The 16,831-nt window shown below is 35.9% G+C and carries 16 protein-coding genes; 15 read left to right on the top strand and 1 reads right to left on the bottom strand.

Features of this window, described 5'->3' with window-relative positions:
* Nucleotides 1-94: 94 nt before the first annotated feature.
* From MHI57_RS13945 to MHI57_RS13880, 14 genes are all read left to right on the top strand, one after another.
* Nucleotides 95-244: a hypothetical protein gene (locus MHI57_RS13945; protein ID WP_157733857.1), complete on the top strand. Its 150-nt coding sequence runs from the start codon at nt 95-97 to the stop codon at nt 242-244.
* Between the two features lie 11 nt (nt 245-255).
* Entirely contained in the window at nt 256-927 is a 672-nt protein-coding gene (locus MHI57_RS13940) for a response regulator transcription factor (protein ID WP_095371515.1), read from the top strand.
* Nucleotides 928-1,157: 230 nt separating this feature from the next.
* Nucleotides 1,158-1,808 (top strand): GNAT family N-acetyltransferase, encoded by a 651-nt coding sequence (locus MHI57_RS13935; protein ID WP_095371516.1) that lies wholly within the window; start codon nt 1,158-1,160, stop codon nt 1,806-1,808.
* Complete coding sequence (locus MHI57_RS13930; protein WP_095371517.1) at nt 1,798-2,547, top strand: SDR family NAD(P)-dependent oxidoreductase; 750 nt, start codon at nt 1,798-1,800, stop codon at nt 2,545-2,547. Before MHI57_RS13935 ends, MHI57_RS13930 begins: the two co-directional genes overlap by 11 nt.
* A gap of 19 nt (nt 2,548-2,566) precedes the next feature.
* A complete protein-coding gene (locus tag MHI57_RS13925) occupies nt 2,567-3,517 on the top strand; it encodes an ACP S-malonyltransferase (RefSeq protein ID WP_307316521.1) in 951 nt (316 codons plus the stop codon).
* Nucleotides 3,518-3,520: 3 nt separating this feature from the next.
* The gene (locus MHI57_RS13920; protein ID WP_307316523.1) at nt 3,521-4,429 is read left to right on the top strand and encodes a hypothetical protein; all 909 of its coding nucleotides are present in this window, start codon (nt 3,521-3,523) and stop codon (nt 4,427-4,429) included.
* A 13-nt stretch (nt 4,430-4,442) separates the two neighbouring features.
* Nucleotides 4,443-5,879 (top strand): class I adenylate-forming enzyme family protein, encoded by a 1,437-nt coding sequence (locus tag MHI57_RS13915; protein ID WP_322909856.1) that lies wholly within the window; start codon nt 4,443-4,445, stop codon nt 5,877-5,879.
* On the top strand, nt 5,861-7,087 hold the full coding sequence (locus MHI57_RS13910; protein WP_095373583.1) for an aldehyde dehydrogenase family protein: 1,227 nt from the start codon (nt 5,861-5,863) through the stop codon (nt 7,085-7,087). The genes MHI57_RS13915 and MHI57_RS13910 overlap by 19 nt, the downstream gene beginning before the upstream one ends.
* Nucleotides 7,080-8,756, top strand: a complete 1,677-nt coding sequence (locus MHI57_RS13905; protein WP_340976894.1) for a thiamine pyrophosphate-binding protein — start codon at nt 7,080-7,082, stop codon at nt 8,754-8,756. Before MHI57_RS13910 ends, MHI57_RS13905 begins: the two co-directional genes overlap by 8 nt.
* Before the next feature lie 9 nt (nt 8,757-8,765).
* Nucleotides 8,766-9,806, top strand: a complete 1,041-nt coding sequence (locus tag MHI57_RS13900) for a 3-oxoacyl-ACP synthase III family protein (protein WP_340976892.1) — start codon at nt 8,766-8,768, stop codon at nt 9,804-9,806.
* A 4-nt stretch (nt 9,807-9,810) separates the two neighbouring features.
* A complete protein-coding gene (locus tag MHI57_RS13895; RefSeq protein WP_095371523.1) occupies nt 9,811-10,065 on the top strand; it encodes an acyl carrier protein in 255 nt (84 codons plus the stop codon).
* Nucleotides 10,066-10,069: 4 nt separating this feature from the next.
* Nucleotides 10,070-10,465: a 3-hydroxyacyl-ACP dehydratase FabZ family protein gene (locus MHI57_RS13890; protein WP_095371524.1), complete on the top strand. Its 396-nt coding sequence runs from the start codon at nt 10,070-10,072 to the stop codon at nt 10,463-10,465.
* A gap of 146 nt (nt 10,466-10,611) precedes the next feature.
* Nucleotides 10,612-13,692, top strand: a complete 3,081-nt coding sequence (locus MHI57_RS13885; protein WP_340976889.1) for an efflux RND transporter permease subunit — start codon at nt 10,612-10,614, stop codon at nt 13,690-13,692.
* Nucleotides 13,693-13,804: 112 nt separating this feature from the next.
* Nucleotides 13,805-15,031 carry an MFS transporter gene (locus MHI57_RS13880; RefSeq protein WP_095371526.1) on the top strand — a complete coding sequence of 409 codons (1,227 nt, stop codon included), beginning with the start codon at nt 13,805-13,807 and terminating at the stop codon, nt 15,029-15,031.
* A 168-nt stretch (nt 15,032-15,199) separates the two neighbouring features.
* On the opposite strand, the gene MHI57_RS13875 is transcribed toward MHI57_RS13880, so the two are convergent.
* Entirely contained in the window at nt 15,200-15,835 is a 636-nt protein-coding gene (locus MHI57_RS13875) for an aspartate/glutamate racemase family protein (RefSeq protein ID WP_095371527.1), read from the bottom strand.
* A gap of 122 nt (nt 15,836-15,957) precedes the next feature.
* On the opposite strand from MHI57_RS13875, the gene MHI57_RS13870 reads away from it, so the two are divergent.
* Nucleotides 15,958-16,623, top strand: coding sequence for a uracil-DNA glycosylase (locus MHI57_RS13870; RefSeq protein ID WP_340976884.1), 666 nt, complete (start codon nt 15,958-15,960; stop codon nt 16,621-16,623).
* The last annotated feature ends 208 nt before the right edge of the window (nt 16,624-16,831 follow it).

Raw genomic sequence — 16,831 nt, 5'->3', positions numbered from 1 at the left:
AAAATATGTCTAAATATTGCGTAAATACATATACATTTTAACAAATTTTTGGGTGATAATGGTATTAGATAATCAAAAGGAGGGGAAAAAGAGGATGAAAGTCCTAAATAAATTTATTATTGGTTTACTACTTACTATAGGCGTATTTAATGGAGTGATTAAATCTGAAGTAGTACAAAGTAATGGTGCTGATAACATCGGTATAGGTATATTCGAAGATAAACCTATCCCAGGCCATCACTAGGAGAAAAAGTTATGAAGCCTAAAAAAGTTTTGATTGTGGGGAAAGAGAAGGCGTTCAAAAAAGGCTCGATACATTCCGTATTATTGAATAAGGAAAAATATCAGCTTCATTACTTAAACAATGAAAATCTTTTACAAGATCCACTATTTTTAAAGGGATTCTCCTTGGCAATTATTAATAAAGTTAAAAGCATTTATATAGACAGTCTTCTAGAAAATAAAGTTCCTAGCATTGTATTAATTGGAAAAAGGGAGCAGCATTTAATCTCTGTTGTAAGTAATGTCCAAGGAATCGTTTCAAAGGAAAAACCAGAAGAGATACATTTTGCCATTGAAATGATAGAAAAGGGCGGCTTTTACTTTTCGACAGCTTTAAAGCAATATATCTTTCCTTTAATGGGTAATAAAATTCCGTTTGATCTTGACGAAGAGTTGAAGTATATACCTACGATTTTAACTGAAATGGAGTTAAAAGTCGTAGAAGAGTTAATAAATGATAAAACCAATCAACAAATCGCAGATACCTTGTATTTAAGTAAGCGGACAGTTGAATACTATATTACATCTAGTATGCAAAAATTAAAAGTAAACTCAAGAGTAGGTCTGGCGGTTAAGATGACGAAGGCCATACTATTGCAGAATCAATCAATAAGTATAAGAAAAGTTCAAACGGTATATGCCTAGAGTCTGACCAAATGTCAGACTTTTTTTTATGGAAAAAGAAAAAATAGAGGGAAGTAGTTCAAAAGTGAGATTGGCATCCAATTTATTTATACAGTATACACATCTCAACTAGTAACACAGAACTAAGATAGGAGAATGTAAGAAGACGACTTACATTTGCGTGATTTACGGGTTCTTTTGACCCACTCCTATTTTATGATGAGCTTAATAAATACAAATAGGAGGAAATTATGAAAGGTAATTTTGTTAAACTACAGGCTCTTGAAGAAGAAGATTTTAAGTTGTTCTCAAAATGGGTTTGTCCATCAAAAGTAAGTGCATTGGCGAGAGGGGCCCAAGACTTTGCCACATTGGAGGACATTAAGGCTGATATTAGAACAGGGAATACAAATTATGCCACAGTGCTTACACATGACAATGAAAAGATAGGATTTATCTCCTGGCAGCCTCAGAAGTATGAAGGAAGTTATTTACTTGGTGGTGTAATAGGAAATCCCGATTTATGGGATATGGGTTACGGGGCAGAAGCCTCATTATTGATTTTAGATTATTTATTTCATTTTAAAAATGCTCACAAAGTTCAATTCATTAATGGTTTATACAATTTGAGGACTATTCGTTTTCTAATAAAGAATAAAGTCACAATAGAAGGGGTTCTACGTGATTATTTCTTCTTAGATGGAGAGTATCATGATGCTGTGGTTTCTTCTATTTTGAGGGAGGAATATTACTCTCAGGATGAGGGGAATCTGCCAGAGGATATGATCCCCAAAAGTGAAAAAGAGAAAACTAGAAAAGAATTATATGAATATCTCAATCATCAATGGAAGGATGAGTGCTTTCCAAGTTTGGTAAAAGGTGTTGGCGTTAATGTGGAGTGAAAAGGTAGTAGTCATAACAGGAGCTTCAAAAGGAATAGGAAAAAGTATGTCAAAGCATTTTACTGAATTAGGTGCAACTGTAATCATGCTTTATCGATCTTCGTTATCAGAAATCAAACAAGTAGTTGAGGAGATAAAAAAAGAAACGGGTCATGAGCGCGTGTTTTTTGAAAAACTGGATGTCAATGATATTGAAATGGTCAAAAATGTTTTTCAAAATATAATATCCACGCATAAGCGAATTGATGTACTTGTTAATAATGCGGGTATCAGTTTTGGTGGTGCATTAATTCCAAGTAATCCGGTAGAGAAGTGGAAAGAGATTGTGGACACCAACATTATGGGAACAATTAATTGCATTCATGCTGTTTCTTTTCACATGTTGTTAGCACAAAGCGGTTCAATTATTAATATATCATCCCTTTCAGGGTTGGTAGGAATAGAACGACTAAGTGCGTATAGCGCAAGTAAAGCGGGAGTAATTGGTTTAACACGCTCACTTGGAAAGGAGTATGCCCCTTATAATGTCAGGGTGAATGCAGTTGCTCCAGGATATATTGAAGAAACTGGAATGGTAGATCGAATTCCAGAAAAGCAGATGACTGAGTTTCGAAAGAAAATCGCCATGGGCAGATTAGGGACTGCAAAAGAAGTTGCTGAAGCTGTATCATTTCTTGCTTCAGATAAATCAAGTTATATCACGGGGCAAACGTTAGTCGTTGATGGAGGACTAATGTGAATGGATGGAGGTAGAAAAATTGAGAACAGCCATATTGTTTCCACCTTTAATGAAACTTAAAAAGGGAGATTTCAAAAATTTATATGATCGTTTCCCTTTAGTAAGAGAACAGTTTGAACAAGCAAGTGACATTATCGGTAAAGACTTAGCAAAAAGTTTTTTTTTAGAAAATGAGGCCATGACAAATCGTGGAGATATTGCCCGAACGAGCATTGTAACAATCAGTTCAGCTTTATATAAGCTGATTAGAAATGAAATTAGTCAGCCAGATTTTTATTTAGGTCCAAGTCTAGGCCAAGTAAATGCTATCCATTGTAGTGGAAGTCTTGATTTTACAGATACTGTTAAAATGATTCAAGCTATGTGCTTAATGGAGGCTGAGGAGAAGAGAAATAAGGGCAATGGAGTTTATTTCTTCTACAACATTGATACCGAGGTACTGGATGATCATATTACTGAATTACGTAATAAAGGCTGTACGCTAGAACCATGTATGTACGGAACTTCCAATCAAATGATTGTTAATGGAGATACAAAAAGTCTTGAGGAGCTAAGTAGCAAAATATCACCTCTTGGGGGCCTTGGAATCACAATTCCTTATGGACCACCAGGTCATTGTTCTCTTCTTCAATCTGTTAAAGAGAGATTTGAGAATGAATTCATGCCCATGATCAAGCCGGTGAATCCCATTAAACCTTTGGTTAGTAACGTAACTGCCACACCCTTATATACCGGGAAAGAGATAGCGAATGAGCTAGTTAATCAGTACACCAAACCTGTTCAATGGTATCAATCGCTAAAGTTTTTAGCAGAAAATAATGTGCAAAAGTTGATTGTGGTAGGGCCTGGGAATTTTGTAGCCAAATCACTACAATTTACAGATATTGATTTTGAAGTGGAATCATATCTTGTGGCGGAGGAGATCAATAAAATATGTACAAGAAGTAGTAGTTCGTCTATTGGAGGTTAAAAGATGATAGGTCTAGTGTTTCCCGGTTTAGCACCATCATACTATGAAGATATTAAAACTTTTATGCAAAATAGTCCATTTTCAAAAAGAAGATTTGAAGAGGCGAGTGAAGTTTTAGGTTTTTCATTGATTGAGGCTTTCAAAAATGTAGGAGATAAAGATTACGTAGTGATGGAATGTGCTTTCCTTGCCAATACAATGGCTGTGTTAGACCATTTCTATGAGGAATATAGCCTTTCTCCTCAAGTGGTAATTGGTCCGAGTTTTGGTGGAATTGTTGCAGCGATTTACGTGAAAAGCATTTCTTATAAAGAAGCTGTATGGATAACAAAAGAATCCAATAAATTATCAGGTGAATGGTATGAACGGCTGGGGGATTTCAAAACCCACTTTGTTTATAATCTTTCATTGAATGAGTCCAATAAAATCATTGAGGATTTCAAGTCGAAAGGGCATTTTTTAGAATTGGTTGGAAATATGGAGAGTGTAATGTGTTTTTGCGGTAGCGCTTCTACAATTGATCTATTAAAAAGAACCTTAAATAATAGGCCAAAGTGTTTTTCTCTTCATACTATGGGACATCCAATCCATAGTGAGGTATTAACTCCTTTACGACTAGATGTAGAAAGGGAAGTTTTTGCTAATGTTCAATTTAAGCCCCCTACTCTACCCATCATCTCGGATGTAGATGGGAGATTAATTAATCAGTCAGAGCAATTAAAAGTGATGATGTCGGAAGGATATGACCTCCCTGTACGTTGGGACTTAGTAACTGAACAGATGGAATCTCTCGGAATCAAAGAGGTGTATGTTGTAGGTCCTAAAAATTTATTTTACCAACTTCTGAAAAATAAAATTAAGACCATTAAGGTTGATCCTGATTCGATAATTAAACAGGCAGTGACCCATTAAAGGACGGAATAAAATGATATTTACAGAGAGTGGATCCTATACAAAACAAATACTCTTCCACGATATAAGACAATCTATCGAAAGTTTATCTTTTCACAGTATCTCCAGTGGAGATCGAGTTGTAATTTCCGCAGAAAATTCTTATGAGTTTATTGTTACCCTATTTTCACTAATCCATTTAGACTGCTCCATTATACTTCTAGATGGACAGGTAGGTGAACAAAAAATTAAGAGAGTTATGGAAGAAACCAATGCAAAGATTTGCTTAATAGATCGTGATTTGCCTATCGTGAATTCAATAAGTATAAAGTCATTGGCATCATCAGATGAAATATCGTATATAGAATTTAAATTAAATATCGAAAAATGGAAATCAAGAAAGGATGCACTAATACTATATACATCAGGCTCAACGGGACAATCAAAAGCAATAATAAAGTCTGGACAGTCCATGTTTATCAATTTAGAAAGTACGATGAAAAGCATGTGCTACCTTCGAAACGACATATTATTACCGGTTATTCCTTTTTCGCATTTTTACGGATTATCTTTAGTGTTCATTTGGTGGATGATGGATTGTCATTTGGTCTTATGTGATTACAAGAAAGTAAGGAAAATTCTAAAGGCTATTTCTGATTACAAAGTAACGGTTGTTGATGCTATTCCTTCTACGTATCATGTTTTAATACAGCTAATGGAAAAAAGGCAAGAGGTTAGAAATGATTTAAAAAGATCAAGTGTTAGATTGTGGTGTATTGGAGGTTCTCCATTATCGGCTAAATTAGCTGCTGATTTTGAAGGTTATGTAGGCAGGCCCTTGCTTGACGGCTATGGTCTATCTGAAGCAGGAAATATAGCTTTAAATACAGGTAACGAGAAAGGCTGCGGTAAACCTTTAGAGGGTGTAACAATAATGATAATGGATGAATATGGAAAAGAAGCTCCAACTGGAAACATTGGTGAAGTGTTAATAAAAAGCCCCGGATTAATGGAAGGATACCTTGGTTTAAAGAAAGAAACAGAAAGAGCCTTTCTAGATGGATGGTATCGTACAAGTGATTTGGGATATATGACACAAGATCAGCATCTTTACGTAGTTGGGCGAAAAGGGGAGGGGTTCCTAAGGAAAGGTTATCTCATATACCCAGCAACAATTGAAAAAGAAATATTTGATTCTTTGGGGTATAGAGGGAAGGTCTTTTCCTTTAGAGACGAAAAGAAAGATTCATATGTACTTATCTTTATAGAGGAAGATCCTGCAAAAATAGCTGAAATTAAACGAAATATTTATACACATATAGATCCTTTCTATCAGCCAAATAAAATCTTAGTGTTAAAGGAATTTCCATACTTGTTAAATGGAAAGGTTGATCAGGTTGGATTACAAAAACTTGCATCACAATGGAATCAAAATAGAGAGGAGGATTCAAATTGCATAGCACTATCATAGTTGATTCTTTCCCATCTTTAGTTCTGGAGAGAAAGGAAGCGATTGAGCGTACAATTGAATATCTCGAAAAAAACAGAGAATGTATGATGGAAATATTGACAGAGGTTTCACCTTATCATACAGCTAAAGATGAAATAAATATATCTATTCAAGCTCTCACCCGCGCGATTGCAGAGGTCAATGAAAATAGGCCACCAACATTGAATAGTATGTCAGTATTTATGCCATCAAACGTTTTGTTATACTCATATGTCCTCTACTTGTTAATCCCTTCGCTTTATGTAGAAAAAATTGAATTTAGGGGATCAGGGCTTGTTATTGAACAAGTTAGAAAGCTACACAATTTGTTAAAAGAAATACATCAGTTGCCTATTCACTTATTAGAATTGTCTCATCGAAAGTACATTAAAGAATCAGCTCTACAGGCGGAACTAGTCATTTTTACTGGTGCCTATAAAAATGCTGAGGAAATTAAATTCCAACTTTCAGAAGATCAATTCTTTGTTTTCTTTGGTCACGGAGTCAATCCATTTATCTTAACTGAATCAGCGGATGTAGAAAAATCCATCAATGACCTTGTTTCTATACGGACATATAATTCCGGGCAAGACTGCTTAGGTCCAGATGTTATTTATGTGCCAGAACATTTGAAAGAACCATTCGTTTCAATGTTAAAACAAAGATTAGAGATACTCAAATTCGGTAGCAATAAGGACGAAGTAATGGATTATGGCCCTATTCACTACCTATCTGCAATAGACGTTGTGGCCGTACATTTAAATCAATTTAGTAACTATATCTACTCAGGAGGTAATATTCATTATCGTGAAAGAAGAATAGAACCAACGATCTTGTTAAGCAAAATAGAGGATGATTTGCCAATGGCTGAATTCTTTTCTCCTATCTTTAATGTGGTTACGTATAAGAATGTTGACGAAATCTTGGAGGTTTTTAATACAGGTTATTTTCTTGAGAGAGCGATGGGGGCAACGGTGTATGGAGATTGCAATAAAAATTTAATCGATGCATTACATAAGAGGCATACGGTATCAATAAATGAAACCTTATTAGATATAGAAAATGGAAATGCCCCGTTCGGAGGTTATGGTCCGATGGCTAATTATGTTTCTTATAAAGGTCAATTAATCATTAAGCCTATTTTACTTTCGAAAATCCTCCATGATTATTGGGAGTCGAAGCATGACTAGTAATACAGTGTGGTATGCAATTACACAAGCCCTAAAATGCAATGGAGTAACTCAAGTTTTTGGTTTACCTAGTGATGATCTTGCACTAATGATAGAAATAAAAAAGAATAACATTAATTTTTTAATAACAAAGGATCAAAGAAATGCGATGTTCATGGCAACTGGTTATAGTTTGGCCATGAATCAATTAGGTGTATGTGTTGTTGGAAAAGGACCAGCAATGATGAATTGTATGACGGGTGTCCTTGAGGCAGATGCACAATGTGCACCGGTTTTAATCATTGCAACTAGCACTAAAACAGAAAAATATGGCTTTAATAGGTCCTTCCAGGAAGCTAATCAATACGAAGTTGTGTCTCCTCTAGCAAAGTGGGCCCACCGTGTGGAGAGCGCTGATTCAATTCATTGGGTAATGAAGAAAGCAATATTTCTTGCCACATCAGGATCACCTGGACCTGTTTATATAGAAATACCAGAGGACATTGGTTTTCAACAGGTGCAGAAAAATGAATTTTCCTCATATATACCTACCATTCATTCAAAGCTTTCTGCAGATGTAGAAAATATAAACAAAGCAAGAAGGATGATTAAAGAATCAACAAAGCCGATCATCATTTACGGGGGCGGAACGAAATGGGGAAGAGATAGACATATATTAAAGGCATTTGCGGAATGGCTTAGGGCACCTATCTTTGTAACAGCTTCAGGACGTGGTGCGATTTCTGAAGAGGATCCTCTTTTTTGTGGTTTAGCAGGATTATATTGTCCAGCTCATATGATGGAACTTATCACACAATCAGATTTATTTATATCAGTGGGTAGTAGACTCGAAGAAACAGCTACTTTCGGTTGGGAAGCCTCACTAAAAGCAAATAAAATAATTCAAATTAATATCAGTGAGCAAGGTTTCAATCTTTTGTATGATAGTTTCAATCTCCAGGGGGATGCAGAAGAAATTTTAAGTAAATTAATGGAGACTAGTATTCCAAGAGAAGATTCATATCAGTGGATAGAATTTGCGGAAAATTTAAAGAATCATCTTTTTAGAGAAAAGGATGCAGTAACTTATCATTATAATCAATTAAGGGTTGCTGACATTCTTAACGTGTTAAATAGTTATTTACCTAAAGAGGTTGTTTTTGTTCATGAAAATGGTTTGCAAGACATGTGGAGTTATTTTTATCCTTATCATGCTCTAAAAGCGGGTCAGGATGCTATTACTCCTAGCGAACAAACGCCCTTAGGATTTGGAGCAGCAGCAGCAGTAGGGGTTGCCCAAGCTCAAAAAGACAAAATGGTTGTGGCTATAGTAGGAGACGGTGCATTTAATCTTTTCCAAAGCGATCTTTCAACTGTAGTACAAAATAAAATTCCCATCATATATGTTGTTTTAAATAATGGTGGATATGGATGGTTAGCTTATCAAAATAAAAATAATGGGGCATCTTCCGTTTTTATTCATGAAGAGGAATCGGCGCTTATAGGTGTACATTCAAATCTGCATCACCTACAAGTAAAATCCTGTCATGAACTCGTAGATTCAATTAAAGAAGCTATGGCTGCGTATAGAGTAGGTAAATCAGTTATACTAGAATGCTTTGTACAAGTAAATGATGTAGCATCTGCTTTAAAAGATATATATGGGGATTTTCCAATAAAGGAGAGGTGAATAAGGTAAATGGAAGCATTACTCACTGAAAAAATATTGAATCAAACGGGTTTAGAAATCCCAGTTAATATTCAAGGGATAGGATTTCGTGTACCAGGCAAAATTGTAAAAAATGAAGATCTGGTGAAAGAACTAGATACAAGTGATCAATGGATACAGGACAAAACCGGAATAAAGGAAAGGAGGTACCTAGAAGATGAGTATGTGACTTCTGACCTCTGTGCAAGTGCAGCGGCGGAGGCACTCTTGGATGCCGATATTCAAGCAGAAGAGATTGATGCCATTATTGTAACCACTACATCACCTGATCAAGCATTACCTTCAACTGCAATGATTATCAAAGAAAAAATAGGTGCAGAAAAAGCGATTCCGATTGATCTTACGCAAAGTGGCTGTGCAGGTGGGATATATGCTATGTATGTCGGGACTCATCTACTCCAAAATAGCAATGTGAAAAATGTATTAGTGATCGGTTGTGAAATCCTTTCGAGGATTAGTGATCCAAAGGATCGCACTACACGTGTGTTTTTTGGTGATGCAGCTGGAGCAATGGTGTTGCAAAAAACAAGAGAGGGTGAAGGCATTCTTTCCTTCCATTTAGATTCAGAGCTTAATTATGCAGTTCAAATCCCTGGAGGCGGGACAGAACCATTGGGTGAAAATGAAGATTATAGAACAAGCCAATTTGTTAAGATGAATGGTCGTGAAGTCTGGAATACTGCAACAAGAGTAGTTCCAACCTCTATAAGGGAAGCCATATTATCTGCAGGATTAACAATAGGTGATATTGATCATTTCTTAGTCCATCAGGCAAATCTTAATATAGTAAAAGAAGTTATGCATGATTTAAATGTCCCACTCGAAAAAACGACCATAACTGTACAAGAATATGCCAATACTGGTTCAGCGACATTATATTCAGTTTTATATAAAGCCTTGAAAGATGGAAAAGTGAAAGAGGATGATACGATTGTTCTTTCAGCTATTGGTGCGGGTTTCTTATGGGGTTCTATCTGCTTAAAATATACTAAAAATGAGAAAAGGGGTTAGGAAAATGAAAGAAAAAATAAAAGAAAAATTTATTGAGGTCTACAAAATGGACATTAAACCGGAGGAATTATTGGATGATAGCTATTTATTTGGGCCAGATTCAGTATATGGTTTAGATTCTATGGATGTTTTGGTTTTCATTAATGAATTAAAAAAAGAATTTGGCTTAGAATATAGCACACTAGATACTGATTCCTTTATGACTATCAATAATATTATTAGTTTTATTGAGAAACAAAAAAAATCTGAATCTGTTTAAGGTTATGGAAAGCTTATCGTATTTACCGCACAAATACCCTTTCCTATACGTAGATCGAGTAGTTGAAAGAGACCCGATGAAGTGGGTAAAGGGTTATAAAAATATAAGCAATAACGAATGGTTTATCAGTGAAAGTCAAAAAAGTATGCCCTCTACACTTATTATTGAAGCAATTGGTCAAATAGGCGCTTTTGTCCGTATTGAAAAATCAGAAAAATATGAAATATTAGCTGGGATTAATGGCGCTCAAATACATGGTTCAGCCTATCCAGGGGATAAGTTAGATTTGTACTTTGAGGTTACAAGGATAAGAAATGGATTAATGAAAGGGAAGGGTATTGCTTCAGTTAATGGTTCTGTAATTGTTTCTATAGATGAAATTACAACTGTTTACCTATGAAAAAACCTCCTTTTTTAGGAGGTTTTTAGCATTTTTTAATAACAGGCGAAATTTGCGTGATACTCTAATCTTTTTGTTGTTCAAACTGAATACAATAGAGAGGTGTTTGTAGGTGATAATAAGTAAAAAATAGAAGGAGTCGAAGAATGAAGTCAATCATTAATTTTTCAATTAAGAACAAGCTCGCAATTTGGATCGTCACAATCTTTATTATAGTCTTTGGTATGTTTTCTGCCTTTCAAATGAAAATGGAGCAACTCCCAAATATTAATGAGCCAATCGTTGATATTACAACTATTTATCCCGGTGCATCGTCTGAAGAAGTTTCGGATAAAATTACCAATCAGATAGAAAATGGTGTGCGGAATTTAGATGGGGTAAAAAATGTGGTATCAACTTCCATGCAAGACGCGTCATCGATCCAAGTAGAATATGGATTTGACAAGGATCTTAAGGAAGCAGAGCAGGAAATTGAAGAAACGATAAAAAACCTGAATCTTCCGGAGGATGCCCAGACACCAAAGGTTGCGAGACTTAGCTTTAATGATTTACCAATTTTAGTAGTATCCGTATTAAATCAGAATAGTAACCTTTCGGAAGTAAGCAATCTCGTAAAAAATGAAATACAGCCGGCTTTTGAAGAAATTCAGGGAATCTCTACAGTAAATATCGTTGGGAATGAGACGAAAGAGGTCAGAATCAATCTTTTACCGGAAAGACTACAAGAATATCAACTGCGTGATCAAGACGTAGCAGAATATTTGAATAGCGTGTTAAATGAATTTTCATTAGGCGTGAAAGAGGTTGATAATCAAGAAAAGGTCGTTGCGATTCAAAGCGAATTGGATATAGAAAAACTAAAGGATATTAGTGTGCCAATTAATCCGCAATCTGTAATAGAAGGAGTAGATCAAACAGCAGAAGCAACACCTACCCTTAATGATATTGCCGAAATTGAGTTAGAGCAAAGCTCTTCGTCCATCTCTAGATTTAATGGGGAAGAGTCAATTGGTATCCAAGTAGTACAAGGAGTAAACGGGAATACGGTTGAAATTATTGACGCAATAACCAATAAAATGGATGAATTAGAAAAACAGTATGAGGGTTTAACATTTGAAACAGTATTGAATAGTGGCGATCCAATAAAAGATTCCATCAGTATGATGTTCAAAAAGGCTCTAATAGGAGCCGCCTTTGCAGTATTGATTATATTACTGTTTCTGAGAGATATAAAATCTACCCTTATATCGGTTATTTCAATTCCACTATCATTACTCATTGCATTATTGTTACTTCATCGAATTGGAATTAGCTTGAACTTAATGACAATTGGAGCGATGACAGTTGCCATTGGAAGAGTAGTTGATGACTCAATTGTTGTTATTGAGAACATTCATAGAAAAATAAAGTTATCTAAAGAACCATTGAGTGGAAATGCATTAATTGTAGCAGCTACAAAGGAAATGTTTTCACCAATTATGTCCTCTACGATTGTAACAATTGCAGTGTTCCTTCCATTAGGGCTTGTTGATGGTCCAGTAGGAGAACTATTTTATCCTTTTGGATTAACAATCGTATTTGCCCTTTTAGCCTCACTGTTAGTTTCTATAACAATTGTGCCAATGATGGCTCATTTTATGATGAGTAGAAAAGTTGAAAAGCGTGCTTCTAGAGATAAGAAACATAAAGGAGAAACGTATAGAAAGATACTAAGATGGAGTCTTAATCATAAAATCGTATCTTTCACATGTATCAATATTCTTTTAATTGGTAGTTTGTTTTTGATTCCATTTATTGGCGTCACCTTCATACAAGAAGATGAAAATAATTTACTTATTATCACTTATGATCCAAAAACAGGTGATACAAGAGAAGAAATTAATGAGCAAGTGGAGACTGTAGAAGATTATTTGCTTGGCAGGGAACATATTGAGCTCGTTCAATCATCACAAGGTGGAGGAAATCCACTTAACCCAGCGGATACGCGACAAGTTTTATTCTTCATTAAATATAAAGGAAGCGTTGAAGACTTTGGAAAAGAGCAGGAAGTAATCTCTGCTGAAATTCGGAAGCAAACCGAGGGAGAATGGAGTTTTCAGGATTCTGGTTCAGGCAATAGTCAAATGAATATTTATGTTTACGGTAATAATTTTGAAGAGATTAATCAGTCAATAGGTCAGATTGAAGATAAACTATCAAATAGAGAAGAAGTAAAGAGCATAAAAACTAATGTCTCTGAGTTGCATGATAAGCTTGGTTTTCAGCTGAAACTGGATGAATTAATTGATAATGGTGTGCACCCAGAACAGGTTTATTCAGCACTAGGTGGAGGGGTTGACATGAGACTCACCACTATAAATGAGGAAGGAGACGACTTACCTGTTTACTTGAATACAGCAAAAGCGATTGAAAAACAGGAGGATTATCTTAAGTTGCCTATTTCCACTTTGTCTGGTGAAGAGATAGAACTATCAGAGGTGACAGAACTTATTGAGCAAGAAGCTCCCTCAGCTATATACAATCGTAATGGCAAGCAATATGGTGAAGTAACGATTAATGTTCAAAGCAATGATATCAATAAGACAATCAAAGGTTTAGAAAGTGAATTAAAAGGGATTTCATTTGGGAATGGAGTCAACCTCGAATTTGGCGGTGTTTCAGATCAAATTGAAGACTCTTTTAATCAATTAATTATTGCTTCAGGTCTTGCTATCTTCGTTGTATTTTTCGTTTTAATTGTCACATTTGGAGGTGGTCTAGCACCATTTGCTATCCTATTCTCCTTGCCATATGCAATTATTGGGAGTTTGGTTGGACTCTTGTTAACTAGAGAACCAATTAGTATTTCAGTAATGATTGGTGCCTTAATGTTAATCGGAATAGTTGTAACAAATGCGATCGTTTTAGTGGCGAGAATTATTCAGAATGAAAAAGAAGGTATTGATTTAAGGGAGGCAATATTAGAAGCGGGTACAACACGTTTGAGACCGATATTAATGACCGCTTTTGCAACTGTAGGGGCATTGGTTCCACTTGTGTTTACTGGTGAGACGGATGGAAGTGGCTTAATTTCGAGGGGGTTAGGGATAACAGTCATTGGTGGTCTTACAACTTCAACAATACTCACTTTGATTGTAGTTCCAGTTGTTTATGAAGCTTTAATGAAGATGAAAAAGAAGTTTAAAAAGAAAAGAGCTCAAAAAGAAGAAGTAAACATTGAGGCTTAGTGGTGTTTTCACTAGGCTTTCTTTTTCTCAATTCTGTGGGTATTTTGGACGAGAATAAGATCTGTTTATGCTTTTAAATTTGTGTGAAAGTATTCAAAAAGGAGAATGAAAGGTGAGTTCAATTTTTAATAACCGCTTTATTTATTGTATCCTTTTCTCTGCCTTATTTCTTCAAATGGGTATTTGGATTAGGAACTTTTCGATATTACTATTTGTTACTGAACAAACGAATGGGAACGCTATAGCCATTTCTTTTATTATGCTTGCGGAGTATGCCCCCATTTTCTTGTTTTCTTTCCTAGGAGGAACATTTGCAGACCGTTGGCGACCAAAGAAGACGATGGTATGGTGTGATATTCTTACGGCAATATCAATTTTTGCTATTTTTGCTGCGCTACTTTTTAGTACTTGGAAAGTTGTCTTTTTTATTACTTTAATTTCTGCAGTACTTTCCCAGCTTTCACAACCAGCGGGTATGAAGTTATTTAAGCAAAATCTCCCAGACAAACTATTACAGCCTGCGATGTCTCTTTATCAAACCTTATCTGCTGTTTTTATGATAATGGGGCCGGTCATTGGTACCATTGTTTATGAAAACTTAGGCCTTCTCCCTTCCATTTTAATAACTGGAAGTGCCTTTCTATTATCTGCTTTTTCGTTGTTTTTCATTACAGAGAGTAAAAATATTGAAAGGGAGTCGTCCATACATATAGCCAATATTTTGGATGATATGAGGGGTGGAATAAAATACGTACTTAAAAATAATCAATTAAAAGCGCTGGGAGCATGTTTCTTATTTGCAGGACTAGCAGTAGGGCTCATTCAACCAATGAACATTTTTATTGTCATGGAAAAATTGTCATTAGGAACAGAGTATTTACAGTGGCTTCTCATGATAAATGGCTTAGGAATGGTGATTGGTGGAGTAATATCATTTACTTTATCTAGTAAGATACAACCGATGAAGTTTTTAGCAATAGGAGTGGCAATGACCGCGATATCTATAAGTATAATTGGCTATTCAACAGTACTTATGCTAACACTATTAGGACAATTTTTATATGGGGTATTTCTTCCGGTTATTCAAATTGGCATTCATACAATGGTATTAAAAAATACGAATGATCATCTTATAGGGAGGGTCAACGGTATTTTAGTGCCTCTGTTTAGTGGGTCTATGGTAATGAGTATAACATTAGTAGGCATATTAAAAAGTGTGGTATCAGTAACTTTTATCTTTCAAGTGTCTGCTTGTTTATTCCTTGTTGCTTTGGCGATTATTTTACGAAACACAAAGCAGCAGTCATTGAATGAACCAGGACAAGCTAGAAATGTTTAATGTGTGAAGCTACTAAATAGTGAGCAACTACTATATGAATTTATCATTCCTTGTGAATAGGTGGCTTCATTTGAATCCGTATCGATACAAACATTTCTTAATAAAAATGAACAGTAGAGCAATTTAGTGAATAAAAGAAACAAGCAGTGGTTATGCTTGTTTCTTAAATCATTTTTGCAGTATATATTGAAAACACCGTTTCGCAGTTGCTTCCGGTGCAACAAGAATAGGGGTGTTGGGTGTTACTTGGTTAGCTACATGTGCCATGCTGTATTGCGAGAGGACGATGACATCTACCTTTCCATCCATTTCCGCCACCATTCTCCTGACTCTTTCGTCATGCTCTTCTTTTTTCCCTTCAAAAAGTAGATGGATGATGCCAGGATCAACAACAGATTCAATGGCACAGTTCGGTTGACGTGCTTGTAGGTAATTAATTAGCGCTTCGGGTGTTTCTCTGACGGTAGAGATTAAACCGATACGATTATATTCTAAAGCCTCATCTAGCATCGCTTCGTCTGAACGGAACATTTTTACTCGACAAAGTGGTTGAAGGATAGCTGTTAAAGGATTGAATGCCGAACAAGTTAGCTGAATACAATCAGGGCGAGCTTCCGCTGCTAAAGAGACAGATTTTGAAAAGCGTCGAGCAATTTCTGGTGTCAATGAGCCGCTTTCTTCAATCATCGTCAGTAAGTGAGTATCCATGAAATGTAATAATTCAACCTCAGGCGCCACTTTTCTAAACGCTTCTTCTATAGGCTTTAAAGCAGTCGTTGTTGCGTGTATTAAGGCAACCTTCATTTTATCTATCACCTCATCCTTTCCGCTTTCGTGCTTTCATTTCCGAGCAGTTAATTGTATTCTCTATAGTATATCTAATAATCAATGAAAATAGTATAAAAACTAATGAAGGAGAGAAAGAGATGAATTCGGATTGGCAGAATAGACTTTCTCCGGAGAAAGAAAAGCCTTACTTCCAAAAGTTGATGAGCTTTTTAGAACAGGAATATCGGCATCATACGATTTATCCTGTAAAGGGAAATATCTTTAATGCATTGGAATATACGAGCTTTGAAGAGACAAAGGTGGTTATCCTTGGTCAAGACCCATATCATGGTGCCAATCAGGCGCATGGCTTAAGCTTTTCGGTACAACCTGGTGTGAAAATTCCGCCCTCTCTACGAAATATATATAAAGAATTAGAAGCAGATATTGGTTGTCCCATACCTAACCATGGTTGCCTCATTTCTTGGGCGAAGCAGGGGGTATTATTATTAAATACGGTATTAACAGTAAGAGAAGGAGAGGCCAATGCTCATCGTGGACAAGGGTGGGAAGAGTTTACGAATCATATTATTACTTCTTTAAATCATAGAGAGAAGCCTATTATTTTTGTGTTGTGGGGGAAGCCCGCGCAAGCGAAGTTAAAGTTAATTAATACAGAAAAACATGCCACTATCCTCGCGCCCCATCCGAGTCCGTTATCTGCTCATAGAGGCTTCTTTGGTAGCAATCCATTCTCAAAAATTAATCAAAAATTGTTAGAATGGGGAGAGAAACCGATAGATTGGAAAATAGACAATTTATAAGACTTTTCGTCATGTTTCACGTGAAACGAGAGGGGTGCTGTCGAAATGCCGGAGAAAAAGGTAAGCTGTGTCAAATGTAAATTTTTCTATGTTACATGGGATCAAAGATTTCCCAGAGGCTGCAAGGCATTTGGTTTTAAAACAAAAAAATGGCCATCGATGGAGGTTCATACTGCGTCAGGGCAATCGTGTTTGCGTTTTGAAAAGA

It is taken from the genome of Cytobacillus sp. FSL K6-0129 (genome assembly GCF_038007625.1).
Lineage (GTDB): Bacteria > Bacillota > Bacilli > Bacillales > Cytobacillaceae > Cytobacillus > Cytobacillus kochii.
The sequence above is the reverse complement of the archived record's forward strand: the minus strand, read 5'-3'. Positions and strand labels throughout refer to the sequence as shown.

Bases quoted from the DNA above. Each gene is read 5' to 3' on its own strand.
- MHI57_RS13945 (WP_157733857.1), top strand. From the start codon at position 95: ATGAAAGTCCTAAATAAATTTATTATTGGTTTACTACTTACTATAGGC.
- MHI57_RS13940 (WP_095371515.1), top strand. From the start codon at position 256: ATGAAGCCTAAAAAAGTTTTGATTGTGGGGAAAGAGAAGGCGTTCAAA.
- MHI57_RS13935 (WP_095371516.1), top strand. From the start codon at position 1,158: ATGAAAGGTAATTTTGTTAAACTACAGGCTCTTGAAGAAGAAGATTTT.
- MHI57_RS13930 (WP_095371517.1), top strand. From the start codon at position 1,798: ATGTGGAGTGAAAAGGTAGTAGTCATAACAGGAGCTTCAAAAGGAATA.
- MHI57_RS13920 (WP_307316523.1), top strand. From the start codon at position 3,521: ATGATAGGTCTAGTGTTTCCCGGTTTAGCACCATCATACTATGAAGAT.
- MHI57_RS13915 (WP_322909856.1), top strand. From the start codon at position 4,443: ATGATATTTACAGAGAGTGGATCCTATACAAAACAAATACTCTTCCAC.
- MHI57_RS13905 (WP_340976894.1), top strand. From the start codon at position 7,080: ATGACTAGTAATACAGTGTGGTATGCAATTACACAAGCCCTAAAATGC.
- MHI57_RS13900 (WP_340976892.1), top strand. From the start codon at position 8,766: ATGGAAGCATTACTCACTGAAAAAATATTGAATCAAACGGGTTTAGAA.
- MHI57_RS13895 (WP_095371523.1), top strand. From the start codon at position 9,811: ATGAAAGAAAAAATAAAAGAAAAATTTATTGAGGTCTACAAAATGGAC.
- MHI57_RS13890 (WP_095371524.1), top strand. From the start codon at position 10,070: ATGGAAAGCTTATCGTATTTACCGCACAAATACCCTTTCCTATACGTA.
- MHI57_RS13885 (WP_340976889.1), top strand. From the start codon at position 10,612: ATGAAGTCAATCATTAATTTTTCAATTAAGAACAAGCTCGCAATTTGG.
- MHI57_RS13875 (WP_095371527.1), bottom strand. From the start codon at position 15,835: ATGAAGGTTGCCTTAATACACGCAACAACGACTGCTTTAAAGCCTATA.
- MHI57_RS13870 (WP_340976884.1), top strand. From the start codon at position 15,958: ATGAATTCGGATTGGCAGAATAGACTTTCTCCGGAGAAAGAAAAGCCT.